This window comes from Sphaerisporangium fuscum (genome assembly GCF_018531465.1).
GTDB classification, from domain to species: Bacteria; Actinomycetota; Actinomycetes; order Streptosporangiales; family Streptosporangiaceae; genus Sphaerisporangium; species Sphaerisporangium fuscum.
In genome coordinates, this window is the sequence record NZ_JAHDTF010000038.1 from 1 (window position 1) to 13,015 (window position 13,015).

The window sequence follows — 13,015 nt, forward strand, 5'->3', positions numbered from 1 at the left end:
CCGCCCCTACGGGTCGGCGCTGCGCCAGGACGCCCCCACCGCCCTGCTCCCCATGGCCCTGGTGCCCGCTCTCACCTATCTGGTGTCCTGGACCGGCTGGTTCGCCACCCCCTACGGCTGGGGCCGCGACTGGGCCCAGGCCACCAGCGCCGGATGGCCCTACTGGGTGTTCAGTTCGCTGCGGTCCTGGGTGGGCTACCAGGTGCAGGTGCTCGGCTTCCACACCGGCCTGACGGACCATCACGACTACCAGTCGTGGCCCTGGCAGTGGCCGCTGCTGCTGCGCCCGGTGGCGTTCTACTACCCCGACAACAGCAAGGGGTGCGGCGCGGACAAGTGCTCCGAGGCCATCCTCGGCGTCGGCACGCCGGTCATCTGGTTCGGCGCGGTGATCGCCCTCATCGCGCTCCTCGCCTGGTACGTCTCCACCCGCGACTGGCGCGCCGGCGCGGTGCTGCTGGCGTACGCCGCCGGGTGGCTCCCGTGGTTCTACTACGCGGTCTCCGACCACCGCACGATGTTCCTGTTCTACATGGCCCCCCTGCTGCCGTTCATGATCCTCGCCCTGACCCTGGCCGCCGGACTGATCATCGGCCCCGCCGGGGCGGGCACCACCCGCAGGGCGGCCGGCGCCGCCGTCGTGGGGGCGTTCATGCTGCTGACCATCGTGAACTTCGGCTGGCTGCACCCCGTGCTGTCCGCCGAGCTCGTCCCGTTCGAGGAGTGGAACAGGCGGATGCTGTTCCGCAGCTGGATCTAGGCCTGTTCCGAGGCCACCTCGCGCGGGCGCCGTACCCACTGGCTGAGCGCGACGGCGGCGGCGAGGAAGGCCAGGGGGGCGGCGGGCAGCAGGTAGCGGTAGTCGAACTCGGCCGTCGCGGCGGGGGACACCACCAGGGCGGCCGCCGCGACCAGGGGGAGCAGCGCGGGGCCGCCGAGCCGCCGCCAGCGCGCGACCACCCCCGCCGCGCCGACCAGCATGGCGATGCCGATGCCGAGCCCGGGAAGGTAGGCCACGCGCTGGTAGCGCTCCATGATCGTGGCCCAGGGCCAGTAGACCTTCGTGCTGGCCCGGCCCTGCTCGTAGGCCACCATCTCGCGGTCGACCGTGGTGCCCCCGTACGCCGGCCAGTGCGGCGGCGACTTCAGCAGCCTGACGGAGTCGCCCGCCGAGACGCCGTTGCTGTCGAACTGGTACTGCTTCCAGGTGTTCGCGTCGGGCCAGACCGGGCGGTCCCAGCGGAAGCTGCGCACCAGGTCGCCCGCGACCACCCGGAGGTAGTCGCCGGGCTGCGCGAGGATCGCCCGCTTGGCGAACGCGCCCGCCGTGTCGTTGACCGCCCTGTTGAACTTGTCGGTGCCGAAGCGGTGGAGCACCTCCCCCTGGCCGGTGTACCAGAGGTAGAGCTGCGAGAACGGGGTGGACGGGCTGCTCGGGTTGTTGCAGAGCGGGATGAGGTCCTGCTCGCGCTGGAGGTCCGGCTTGATCTTCTTGCAGTCGGCGAACTTCGCGGTGCGCATGTACAGGATGAGCCCGTCGCTCTGCGTCAGGGCGAACTGCCCGTGGGCGCTGGCGAACCACCCCATGTACGCCAGGACCGGCACCGCGCAGGCGGTGACGACCGCCGCGATCGGCCTCCAGCCGGTGCGCTTGATGACCAGGAAGACCACGACCACGACCAGGATCGGCAGGCCGATGCTGCGGGTGAGCGCGATCAGCGCGAGTAGCAGCCCCGCCGAGATCCCCGTACGCCATGACATGGAGTCATGCCACAGCACCAATGTGACAAGCCCCACGATCAGCACCGTGAACATGGTGTCGGACATGATCAACTGTTCGAGCTGGATCTGGTAGGCGTCGAACAGCACCGGCACGGTGGCGAGCGTGGCGCCCCAGTCGGGCAGGCCAAATTTGCGTCTCAGAAGCACATAGATCAGCACCGCCGTCGCCAGCCCCATGAGGTGCTGGGTAAAGACGACCAGCCCGAAGCTGTGGAAGGGCTTGAGGATCAGCAGCCAGAACCCGTACCCGTCCGGACGGATCGGGTGCGGGCGGGGGTGCAGGGCGACCGAGACGTACTCGTAGGAGTCGTTGAACCACATCGCCGGCCGGTAGCCCAGCATCGTGATCACCCGGAGCGCGGCGCCCAGCGTGAAGGCGATCACGAACAGGCGGCGCCGCTTCAGGAACCCGAGCAGACGCGCGCCCCTGCGCGGCGTGGGCGCGTCGGCCTGTGCCGGTTCGGCAACGGTCACCATGGTTTACAGGATGCCAGCCGTTTCGTGGACTTGACCCGAGCAGGTTGGGGCAGAGGGCATCATGGTCTAACTACGGACCGAAATGATCGACGCGCAGACGAGAGGTTTCGACGTGGAACTGACCGTGGTCATGCCATGCCTGAACGAGGCGGAGACCGTCGAGACGTGCGTTCGCAAGGCACTCGCCTGCATGGCGGAGCACGGCATCGAGGGTGAAGTCGTGATCGCCGACAACGGCAGCACCGACGGATCCCAGCAACTGGCCCGCGACGCCGGGGCACGTGTGGTGCACGTGGACGCCAAGGGGTACGGCAACGCCCTCATGGGCGGCATCCGCGCCGCCCGTGGCCGCTACGTCATCATGGGAGACGCCGACGACTCCTACGACTTCACCGCGCTGCTGCCGTTCGTCGAGCAGCTGCGCGACGGGGCCGACCTGGTGATGGGCAACCGCTTCCGCGGGGGCATCGCGCCGGGCGCCATGCCCCCGCTCCACCGCTACCTCGGCAACCCCGTGTTGTCGTTCATCGGCCGGCTGTTCTTCCCCAGCCAGATCCGCGACTTCCACTGCGGCCTGCGGGGGTTCCGGCGCGACTCCATCCTCAAGCTGGGCCTGCAGACCGGCGGCATGGAGTTCGCCAGCGAGATGGTGGTCAAGGCCACGCTGCAGGGCCTCGACGTGCGCGAGGTGCCCACCACCCTCAGCCCCGACGGCCGCTCCCGCCCGCCGCACCTCCGCTCCTGGCGCGACGGCTGGCGCCACCTGCGCTTCCTGCTGCTGTACAGCCCGCGCTGGCTGTTCCTGATCCCCGGCATCGCCCTGATGGTCCTCGGCCTGGTGGCGGGCACCGCCCTCACCTTCGGCCCGGTCTACATCGGCAAGCTGGCCTTCGACGTCGACACCCTCGTCGGCGCGTCGGCGATGGTGGTGATCGGGTTCCAGGCGGTGCTGTTCGGCCTGTTCACCAAGGTGTACGCCGCCGAGGAGGGCTTCCTGCCCGAGGACAGGCGGGTCAAGCGCCTGGTCGACGTGGTCACCCTCGAGAAGGGCCTGGTCGCGGGCGGCCTGCTGGCCATCGCCGGTCTGGCCGGCATGGTCGCCTCGCTCGCCCACTGGCAGGTGCGCAACTTCGGCCCCCTGCTCCCCGCGGAGTCGCTGCGCCTGGTCGTCCCGTCGGCGACCGCGCTCATCATGAGCTTCCAGACGATCTTCGCCTCGCTGTTCATCAGCATCCTGGGCATCCGCCGCACCAAGGAGACCCCGGTCGACGTCGCCGCCTCCGCGGCCGAGGAGGCCGCCGAGGCCGTGAAGCGCGACTCCGCCCCGGAGTCGACTCCCGCCTGAGCCGTGCGAGGGCGCGCCGGTGGTCAGAGGGAGGAAGGGAGCGGGACGAGCCCGTCCGAATGACGACCGAAGACCATCGGCCCGAGGAGCGCCCTCGCGCCGCCCGTCGGCAGGACGCGCCGTGAACAAGAGCGCCCAGGCGCGGCGCGTCCGAAGGATGCGCCGTAAACGCGGTAATGAGTTCGAGACGGCGCGTCCGGCCCTCTAGGCTTGTCAACATGTCCCAGCACATTCTGACCGCCGTCGCGTGGCCCTATGCCAACGGTCCCCGCCACATCGGGCACGTCTCCGGGTTCGGCGTGCCGTCCGACGTCTTCAGCCGTTACCAGCGGATGGCGGGCAACAAGGTGCTGATGGTCAGCGGCACCGACGAGCACGGCACGCCCATCCAGGTGCAGGCCGACAAGGAGGGCGTGACCGCCCGCCAGCTCGCCGACCGCTACAACCGGGTCATCGCCGAGGACCTCAGGGCGCTCGGCCTGTCGTACGACCTGTTCACCCGCACCACGACGCGCAACCACTACGCCGTGGCGCAGGAGATCTTCAAGGGGCTGTACGACAACGGCTACATCTTCCCCAAGACCACCCTCGGCGCCGTCTCGCCGTCCACCGGCCGCACCCTGCCCGACCGCTACATCGAGGGCACCTGCCCCATCTGCGGGTACGACGGGGCGCGCGGCGACCAGTGCGACAACTGCGGCAACCAGCTCGACCCGATCGACCTGATCAACCCCAAGAGCCGCATCAACGGCGAGACGCCCAAGTTCGTCGAGACCGAGCACTTCATGCTCGACCTGCCGGCCTTCACCGAGGTGCTCGGGAGCTGGCTGCAGTCCAAGCAGGGCGAGTGGCGGCCCAACGTCCTGAAGTTCTCGCTCAACCTGCTCGGCGACATCCAGCCGCGGGCGATCAGCCGTGACCTCGACTGGGGTGTGCCGATCCCGCTGGAGGGCTGGCGCGACCGCGACGACAAGCGGCTGTACGTCTGGTTCGACGCGGTCATCGGCTACCTCAGCGCCTCCATCGAGTGGGCGCGTCGGTCCGGCGACCCCGACGCCTGGCGGCAGTGGTGGCAGAACCCCGACGCCCGCGGCTACTACTTCATGGGCAAGGACAACATCGTCTTCCACGCCGAGATCTGGCCGGCGATGCTGTTCGGCTACAACGGCCAGGGTGCGCGGGGCGGCTCGCCGGGATCGCTCGGCACGCTCGAGCTGCCGTCCGAGGTGGTCTCCAGCGAGTTCCTGACGATGGAGGGCCGCAAGTTCTCCTCCAGCCGCCAGGTCGTGATCTACGTCCGCGACTTCCTGGAGCGCTACGACGCCGACGCGCTGCGCTACTACATCGCGGTCGCGGGCCCGGAGAACCAGGACACCGACTTCACCTGGTCGGAGTTCGTCAACCGCAACAACGGCGAGCTGGTCGCCGCCTGGGGCAACCTCGTCAACCGGTCGATCTCGATGGCCGCCAAGAACTTCGGCGTGGTGCCCGAGGCCGGCGACCTCACCGACGCCGACCGGGCGCTGCTGGAGCGCAGCCGGGCCGCGTTCCCGGCCGTCGGCGCCGAGCTCGGCCGCTCGCGGTTCAAGAACGCCGTCACCGAGGCGTTCGACGTCGTGCGCGACGCCAACCGCTACCTCGCCGAGCAGGAGCCCTGGAAGCTCAAGGACGATCCCGAGCGCGTGAAGTCGATCCTGCACGTGGCGCTCCAGGTCGTCGACGACGCCAAGACGCTGCTCACGCCGTTCCTGCCGACCTCCTCCAACAAGGTGTATTCGATGCTCGGCGGGCAGGGCGTGTGGTCCGGCATGCCGGAGATCCGCGAGGTCGACGAGGAGGGCGGCGGCTCCTACCCCGTCATCACCGGCGAGTACGACGGTGCCGCCACCTGGGAGTCGAAGCCCATCCGGCCCGGCATCCCCCTGGCCCCGCCGACCCCGCTGTTCACCAAGCTCGACCCGAAGGTCGTCGACGAGGAACTCGCCCGCCTCGGCGAGTGACCGCGCCCCTCGCCGCCGAGCGAAGGCGAGGCAATCAAGTACGGGCGCGGCGGTGGTCTGAGGAGGAGGGAGGGTGAGGTACGAGCCCGTACGACGACGAAGCCCGCCGCCTCAAGGAGCGCCCCTCGCCGCCGAGCGGAGCGAGGCAATCAAGCACCGCGAGGCGATCAAATACAGCCCGATGGAGAGCATGCCTGTGACCAGCATCCCCGCCGCCCCGGAGCCGCTCGGGGCGGAGGTGTTCGACAGCCACTGCCACCTCGACATCATGGTCGGCGACCGGCGGGCGTCCTCCGGTGACCCGGTGGCGCTCGCCGCGCAGGCGGCGGGCGGCAGTGTCGAGCGCATCCTCCGCGAGGCGCGGGCGGTGGGTGTCACGCGTCTGGTGACGATCGGGTACGACCTGCGCTCCTCGCAGTGGAACGCCGAGACGGCACGCGTCCACGAGGGCGTGTACGCGGGCGTGGCGATCCATCCGAACGAGGCCCACGCCGCGACGCCGGAGACGCTGACCGAGATCGAGAAGCTCGCGCGCGAGCCGCATGTGAGGGCCGTGGGGGAGACCGGGCTCGACTACTTCCGCGACTGGGCCTCCAAGGACGACCAGCACGCCTCCTTCCGGGCGCACATCGAGATCGCCAAGCGCACGGGCAAGGCGCTGGTGATCCACGACCGCGAGGCCCACGACGACGTGCTGCGGGTCCTGGCCGAGGAGGGCGCCCCGGACGTGGTCGTCTTCCACAGCTACTCGGGTGACGCCGAGATGGCCCGCGCGTGCGTCGACGCCGGATATTTCATGTCATTCTCCGGCCCGGTGACCTACAAGAACGCCGGCTACCTCCGCGAGGCGGCCGAGGTGGCTCCCCCCGAGCTCGTCCTCGTCGAGACCGACGCCCCCTACCTGCCGCCCACCCCGCACCGCGGCAAGCCCAACGCGCCCTACCTCATCCCGCTGACGTTGCGCTGCCTCGCCGAGGTCAAGGGCATGCATGTGGATGACCTGGCGCGCACCGTCAGCGCCAACGGCGAGCGGGTCTTCGGCGCCTGGTAGCTCCCGCTTCGATCCCGGCGTCCGGCCCGGTGACCCCAAGTGAGGTTCACGTCACCGTCTGGTTTCGGTGAACCGGTTGAGGGGGTGCGGGGCCGGCGTTAGCGTCGGCAGCCGGCCTACCCGAAGGACTCGCTGTGGATCGATCACCGGCTCGAAAACCCTGCGCCCGGCGCGCCGGATCGCGCCGTGCCCGGCGTCGCCGCTCCCGTCTGCTGTCGGGCGTACGCGCGGTGGCCCGCTCCCGCTGGACGGCCATCGTCTGCGCCACCGTCGCGGGCGTGGCCGCCGGGTACCTCGTCGGCGTCGTCCCGGCCAAGGAGGTCCACCTGGCCGTCGACGGCGGTGAGGCGACGGTGCGCAGCTTCGGTGACACCGTGGCGGAGGTGCTGGCCGACTCCGGCGTCCGGGTGGGCCCTGGCGACGAGGTGGCCCCCGTGCCGGGGGCGCAGGTGCGCGACGGCTCGTCGATCGTCGTCCGGCACGCCAGGCCGCTGGTGCTCACCGTCGACGGGCGCACGAGCCGGCACACCGTGACCGCGCTGAACGTCGGCGAGGCCCTCCAGCAGTTGAGCCTGAACCGGCGCCCCGCGACGTTGTCGGCCTCCCGCATGCGCCAGATCCCGATCTCGGGCTTCGCCCTGGACGTCCGCACCCACCGCAGGGTGACCATCGTGCGGGGCCACAGGCGCGTGACGACGGTCACCATGAGCCGTACGGTGCGCGCGGTGCTGGCCCAGGAGAACATCAGGCCGGCCCGGGGCGACAAGGTGCGTCCTCCGCTCGGCGCGTTTCCCGAGGACGGCGCGGTGATCCGCGTCATCCCGGCGGCTCCGCCGCGTCCCGCGGCACCGCGGTTCCCGCCTCGCCTGGTGGCCGTCCAGCCGGCGGTGGCGGGCCTCAACTGGGCCGCCCTCGCGGTCTGCGAGACCCTCGGCAATCCCCGGGCGTTCAACCCCAGCGGCCCCTACTACGGCATGTACATGTTCAGCCTGCCCATGTGGCGGGCGGCCGGCGGTATGAGGACGCCGCTCGACTGGCCCCCGGAGGAGCAGACCTACCGCGCCCAGGTGCTCTACCAGCGGGTCGCGGGCCGCTGGCGCGGCCAGTGGCCCAACTGCGGCGCCCGCCTGTTCAACCGTTGACCGCCCCTGGCCCCGCCTCAGCCGCTGACGGCGGCGCCGAAGTCGGCCGAGGAGCCTTGGGGCACGGCGGGGACCCCGTCGCGTCCCGGCACCAGCAGCGCCGTCTGGCGTCCCTCCCGCAGCAGCGCGACCGCGCCGCCCGGCGCCGCCGTGTCGTCCGGCACCCCCGCCACCAGCCCCGTCCCGGGGCCGTACGGCGCCGTGGCGCCGTAGGCGGCGACGGACCAGCCGAAGTGGTCGTGGGGACGCGGTTCCTGCAGCTGCAGCCGGCGCTCGCCGTGGTCGCCGCTCAGGAAGACCTCTCTGATCACGCCCGCTTCGGCGCCGCTCCTGGAGTCGAGGGGGCTGCCGATGGCCAGGCAGAGGTCCTTGTCCGACCCCACCATGGCGAGCGACCAGCCGAGTCCCGCGCCCGCCTCCGCCGGCCCGTCCAGGCCCTCGGCCCCGAGCCGGATGGTGCGCACGGGTCGCACCTTGCCGGCGGAGTCGGGCTGGAAGATCTCCACCAGTCCCGAGTCCGCGGCGCCGCCGGCGTCGGCGAGCGGGGCGGAGGCCGCCAGGTAGGGCTTGCCGCGGAACTCCGCGTAGGCGAGCGCGTAGCCGTACCGGTCGCCGGGATGCTCGGGGACGTCCCGCACCGACTCCGGGATGCCCCAGTTCACGCTGGTGTAGGTGTTCCCCTGCTCGGCGATGTCGTAGATCACCTCCACGGCCCCGGTGTCCGGCTTGCCGGCCGACCCGCCCTGCTTGCCGACCCCGTCGTCGTTCTCGTAGGGCGTGCCGATGACCAGGTCGACCGAGTCGGCGCGCCCGCCGAGGCGTCCGAACACCAGCGACCAGCCGAACATGTCGCCTTCCTCGCTGTTGCCCACGACGCCTTCGGCGTCCTGTGTGACCCGCTTGGGGGTGCCGGGCTCACCGCGCGCGTCGGCGCAGTAGATGTACAGGGCCCCCGCGTCGGTGGTGCCGTCCGCGTCCTCGTACGGGGCGCCGACGGCCAGCACCGCCGGGCGGGCCCCGGCGGGGGCGGCGGCCAGCGACCAGCCGAAGTGCGCGTTCCGCTCCGGGTGGGGCGGGGAGATCCTGGTGACCTCGGGCGGCGTGTGACCGCCGTGGAAGACGTACACCGCCCCGGCGTCGGCCCGTCCGCCGCCGTCCTCGTACGGGGCGCCGACGACGACGTCGAGGCAGGCGTCCCCGTCGTAGTGGGTGGCCCGTACCGCCCACCCGAACGCCTCGCCCTCCTGCGGGTCGGGCGGCGTGAGGACGATCCCCTTGCCGCCGTCGGCGCTCACCACGTGGACGGCTCCCGCGCCCCGCACGCCCGCCGCGTCGGCCAGCGGGTCGCCCACGACCACGTCGTCGTGCCCGTCGCCGTCGAAGTCGTCGGCCGAGCAACCGGCCGCCGTCTCCGCCCTCGGCGCGGCCGTCGCCGGCAGGGACGCCGAGGCCAGCAGGAACACGGCGAGCAGGGCGGACATCGGAAGTCTCTTCACAGCCGCACCTCGATCGCCGTGGAACCGGAGAACCGCACCTTCAACGTGGCCGCGCCCCGGCCGGAAGGAAGGTCGTAAAAGAGGACGCCGTCGGCCCTGCCGCCGGGCGCCAGCGATTCGGGGACCGACGCGGAGGAGAGCGGCCGGTGCTCGCCGCCGCGGTCGTCCACCAGGACCGGGGACTCGCCGCCGGTCGCGGCCTGTTCGCCGCCCGGGTTCAGCAGGGTCCACCCGATCACGCACAGGCGTCCCTGGGGCGCAGGAGCGCCCTGGTAGGAGGTCAGGCCGCAGCGGGCGGGGCGCGGGACGACGAACTGCGGGCCGTCGGGGAAGCCGCTCGCCGCGAAGCGCCGGCCCACGTCCGGGCCGGGCGAGGCGGCCGGGGCCGTGACGGCGGCCACCCCCGTCGCGCGGACCGGTGGCCGCCCGCCCGGGCTCACCATGACCAGCACTCCCGCCGTGACGAGGAGCCCCGCGGCGACCGTCAGCGCGGGCAGCAGCCACCTGCGTGACCGGCTCGGCGGCGGGACCTCGGCCGGGGACGGCATCGTGGTGACGGACGTGTCCGCCGGAGGACGTGTGTCCTCCCCGGCGTTCCCGGCGGCGGGCATCCCCCTCCGGTCAACGGGGACGTCGGGCCCACGGGGGCGGGACTCGGCCCGGACGTCCACGGGAACGTCGGCGGGGCCGGGCTCGGCGCGGGCGGCGAGCGGCGTACCTGTCCTGGCCGTCAGGACGGGAGGCGTCTCGACCTCGGGGGACGCCGGGTCGATGATCGTCGTGCCCGGCACGGCGGCGGCCACGTTCGCGGGCGGCTCCCAGGACTCGTGCAGCACCTCCGTCGCCACCAGCGTCGGAGGGTCCACCGGCACGGCCGGGGACGCCGGGCGGGCGATCTCGCCGCCGACCAGCGCGATCAGAAGATCCTGGGCGGACGGCCTGCGGGCCGGTTCGGGATCGGTGGCGAGCCGCACCAGCCGGTCGAGCGGCGCGGGGAGGGTTCCGAGGTCGGGCCTGCCGGCCAGCACCCGGGAGGCGAGGGCCAGCATGTCGCCGCGCCCGAACGGGTGCCGTCCGTTCCCGGCGTAGGCGACCAGGCACCCCCAGGCGAACACGTCGGCGGCCGGGCTGATCTCCTCGCCGCGCACCTGCTCGGGCGCCCACCAGCCCGGCGTGCCGAGCAGTTCGCCCGACCGCGTCACGCCCTGGCTGGCGTCCAGCGCGCGGGCGATGCCGAAGTCGATCACGCGGGGCCCGGACATCGACAGGATGACGTTGGCGGGCTTCAGATCACGGTGCACCAGGCCCGCGACGTGGATGGCCGCCAGCGCCGCCGCGACGCCGAGCGCGACACCGTGCAGCGTGCCGGCCTCCAGCGCGCCGTACCGGGAGATCTGCCGCGACAGCGGGGTCCCCGCGATGTACTCGGTGACCATGTACGGCCGGCCGTCCTCGGCGTTGCCGTTGTCGAGGACCTGCGCCGTGCAGAACGACGCGACGCGGCGGGCGTTGGTCACCTCGGCGTGGAAGCGCACGGCGAAGCCCTCGTCCACGGTGAGCTGGGCCTTCACCACCTTGACGGCCACCTGCCTGCCCGTGGGCGCCTCGGCGAGGTACACCGTGCCCATGCCGCCCTGGCCGAGGCGGCCGAGCAGGCGGTACGGCCCGATGTGTTCGGGGTCGTCCGGACGTAGCGGCTCCGCACCGGATCGGTCCATCGACGACGCCTCCTCGCTCGTGGCGCGGTAACGCTACCCACCCACGCTTTCGTCCCGCTTGTAGATCGGTTGCGGCCGGTGGTCGTTGCACACGGCATCCGCCTCAGGGTGTTCGGTGCGGGACACTGGGGGGATGGGGAGTTCAATCGTGAGCCTGCTCGGTCCGGTGGAAATACGCAATCTCGCCGACAAGCTCGATCTTCGTCCGACCAAGAAGCTCGGGCAGAACTTCGTCATCGACGGCGGCACGGTACGGCGCATCGCCAGGGTGGCCGAGGTGGCGCACGACGACGTGGTGATCGAGGTGGGGCCGGGGCTCGGGTCCCTCACCCTCGCGCTGCTTCCCGAGGCCCGGGAGGTGGTGGCCGTCGAGATCGACCCGGTCCTCGCCGCCCAGCTCCCGCTGACCGTCGCCGAGCGCGCCCCTTCGCTCGCCGGCCGGCTCACCGTCGTCCAGGCCGACGCCATGCGGGTACGCCCCGAGGAGATCGGCCGTGAGCCCACCGCCCTGGTGGCCAACCTGCCGTACAACGTGGCCGTGCCCGTCGTGCTCCACCTGCTGGAGGTGCTGCCCTCGCTGCGCAGGGGGCTGGTGATGGTGCAGTCGGAGGTCGCCGACCGCATGGCGGCGGGGCCGGGGTCCAAGGTGTACGGCGTGCCCTCGGTCAAGGCGGCCTGGTACGCCGACGTGCGCCGCGCCGGCCCGGTCGGCCGTACGGTCTTCTGGCCGGTGCCGAACGTCGACTCCGGCCTGGTCGCGCTGACCCGGCGCGAGCCGCCGGCGACGAGCGCCTCGCGCGAGGAGGTGTTCGCCGTCGTCGACGCGGCCTTCGCCCAGCGCCGCAAGACGCTGCGGGCGGCCCTCGCCTCGTGGGCGGGCACCGCCGCCGCCGCCGAGACCGCGCTGCGGGCGGCCGGCGTCGACCCCTCTTTGCGGGGGGAGCAGCTCCACGTCGAGGACTTCGCCCGGATCGCCGAACACCGCCCCTGACCTGTTCAGGGTGTCCGCCGGGTTCGGCAGGGGGCGGCCGTTACGATGAGTTCTCGTGACTTCCGTGACCGTTCGGGTGCCGGCCAAGGTCAATCTGCAGCTCTCCGTCGGGCCGCCGCGTGACGACGGCTACCACGACCTGGCGAACGTCTTCCACGCCGTCTCCCTCTTCGACGAGGTCACGGCGTCCGACGACATCGCCCCCGGCGGCGCCGTGTCCAACGGGGCGGCCCCCGGCGGTGCCGCGGTCACGGTCAAGGTGGAAGGGGAGTCCGCGCACCTGGTCCCGCTCGACGGCGGCAACCTCGCGGTCAGGGCCGCCCATGCCCTCGCCGAGCGCGCCGGGCGGTCGCCCGGCGCGCGGCTGACGATCCGCAAGGCCATCCCCGTCGCCGGCGGCATGGCCGGGGGCAGCGCCGACGCGGCCGCCGCCCTGGTCGCCTGCAACGAGCTGTGGGGTCTCGGCCTGTCCACGCAGGAGCTCATGGAGATCGGAGCCGGGCTCGGCAGCGACGTCCCCTTCGCCCTGCTCGGCGGTACGGCCGTCGGCACCGGCCGGGGCGAGAAGCTCACCCCCGTCACCGCCGAGGGCCGCTTCCACTGGGTGTTCGCCCTGGCCGACGCGGGCCTGTCCGCCGGTGAGGTGTACGCCGAGTGCGACCGGCTGCGCGAGGCCACCGGGGAGCGGGTCGGCTGGCCGCAGGCGTCCGAGCCGCTCATGGCCGCGCTCGCCGCCGGGGACGCCCACGGGCTCGGCAAGGCCCTGGTGAACGACCTGCAGCCGGCCGCCCTGCTGATGTGCCGTCCGCTCGTCCGCACTCTGGCCGCCGGGCGCGAGCACGGCGCCCTCGGCGCGCTCGTCTCCGGCTCCGGCCCCACCTGTGCCTTCCTCGCCGAGTCCGAGGCCCACGCGTCCGGCCTGGCCAGCGCCCTGGACGCCGCCGGTGTCTGCCGCACCGCCGTGACGGCCCACGGTCCCGTCCCCGGCGCGACGATCGTGCCGGCCTAGACCG

General features: G+C 72.5%; 10 protein-coding genes. 7 read left to right on the plus strand and 3 right to left on the minus strand.

What is annotated here, in order from left to right:
• Positions 1 to 760: dolichyl-phosphate-mannose--protein mannosyltransferase (locus tag KIK05_RS38515; RefSeq protein ID WP_504740206.1), on the plus strand; the 760-nt coding region annotated here is incomplete at its 5' end.
• On the opposite strand, the gene KIK05_RS38520 is transcribed toward KIK05_RS38515, so the two are convergent.
• Positions 757 to 2,259 (minus strand): hypothetical protein, encoded by a 1,503-nt coding sequence (locus KIK05_RS38520; RefSeq protein ID WP_214415820.1) that lies wholly within the window; start codon positions 2,257 to 2,259, stop codon positions 757 to 759. The two genes, KIK05_RS38515 and KIK05_RS38520, sit on opposite strands and share 4 nt — an antisense overlap.
• Positions 2,260 to 2,371: 112 nt before the next feature.
• On the opposite strand from KIK05_RS38520, the gene KIK05_RS38525 reads away from it, so the two are divergent.
• From KIK05_RS38525 to KIK05_RS38540, 4 genes are all read left to right on the plus strand, one after another.
• Positions 2,372 to 3,604 (plus strand): glycosyltransferase, encoded by a 1,233-nt coding sequence (locus KIK05_RS38525; protein ID WP_214415821.1) that lies wholly within the window; start codon positions 2,372 to 2,374, stop codon positions 3,602 to 3,604.
• A 218-nt stretch (positions 3,605 to 3,822) separates the two neighbouring features.
• Positions 3,823 to 5,604 (plus strand): methionine--tRNA ligase, encoded by a 1,782-nt coding sequence (metG, locus tag KIK05_RS38530; RefSeq protein ID WP_214415822.1) that lies wholly within the window; start codon positions 3,823 to 3,825, stop codon positions 5,602 to 5,604.
• Positions 5,605 to 5,794: 190 nt separating this feature from the next.
• Positions 5,795 to 6,655, plus strand: coding sequence for a TatD family hydrolase (locus KIK05_RS38535; protein WP_214415913.1), 861 nt, complete (start codon positions 5,795 to 5,797; stop codon positions 6,653 to 6,655).
• A gap of 134 nt (positions 6,656 to 6,789) precedes the next feature.
• Positions 6,790 to 7,797: a resuscitation-promoting factor gene (locus tag KIK05_RS38540; protein WP_214415823.1), complete on the plus strand. Its 1,008-nt coding sequence runs from the start codon at positions 6,790 to 6,792 to the stop codon at positions 7,795 to 7,797.
• Positions 7,798 to 7,814: 17 nt separating this feature from the next.
• On the opposite strand, the gene KIK05_RS38545 is transcribed toward KIK05_RS38540, so the two are convergent.
• Both KIK05_RS38545 and KIK05_RS38550 read right to left on the minus strand, forming a co-directional pair.
• Positions 7,815 to 9,293, minus strand: a complete 1,479-nt coding sequence (locus tag KIK05_RS38545) for an FG-GAP repeat protein (protein ID WP_214415824.1) — start codon at positions 9,291 to 9,293, stop codon at positions 7,815 to 7,817.
• Entirely contained in the window at positions 9,290 to 11,011 is a 1,722-nt protein-coding gene (locus KIK05_RS38550) for a serine/threonine-protein kinase (protein ID WP_214415825.1), read from the minus strand. The genes KIK05_RS38545 and KIK05_RS38550 overlap by 4 nt, the downstream gene beginning before the upstream one ends.
• A 133-nt stretch (positions 11,012 to 11,144) precedes the next feature.
• Here KIK05_RS38550 and rsmA point away from each other — a divergent pair, with 133 nt between their 5' ends.
• Complete coding sequence (gene rsmA / locus KIK05_RS38555) at positions 11,145 to 12,002, plus strand: 16S rRNA (adenine(1518)-N(6)/adenine(1519)-N(6))-dimethyltransferase RsmA (protein WP_214415826.1); 858 nt, start codon at positions 11,145 to 11,147, stop codon at positions 12,000 to 12,002.
• Between the two features lie 64 nt (positions 12,003 to 12,066).
• Positions 12,067 to 13,011 (plus strand): 4-(cytidine 5'-diphospho)-2-C-methyl-D-erythritol kinase, encoded by a 945-nt coding sequence (locus KIK05_RS38560; RefSeq protein ID WP_214415827.1) that lies wholly within the window; start codon positions 12,067 to 12,069, stop codon positions 13,009 to 13,011.
• The last annotated feature ends 4 nt before the right edge of the window (positions 13,012 to 13,015 follow it).

Excerpts from the sequence above, each read along its gene's own strand:
- KIK05_RS38520 (WP_214415820.1), bottom strand. The coding sequence starts at position 2,259 with ATGGTGACCGTTGCCGAACCGGCACAGGCCGACGCGCCCACGCCGCGC.
- metG (WP_214415822.1), top strand. The coding sequence starts at position 3,823 with ATGTCCCAGCACATTCTGACCGCCGTCGCGTGGCCCTATGCCAACGGT.
- KIK05_RS38535 (WP_214415913.1), top strand. The coding sequence starts at position 5,795 with ATGCCTGTGACCAGCATCCCCGCCGCCCCGGAGCCGCTCGGGGCGGAG.
- KIK05_RS38550 (WP_214415825.1), bottom strand. The coding sequence starts at position 11,011 with ATGGACCGATCCGGTGCGGAGCCGCTACGTCCGGACGACCCCGAACAC.
- rsmA (WP_214415826.1), top strand. The coding sequence starts at position 11,145 with ATGGGGAGTTCAATCGTGAGCCTGCTCGGTCCGGTGGAAATACGCAAT.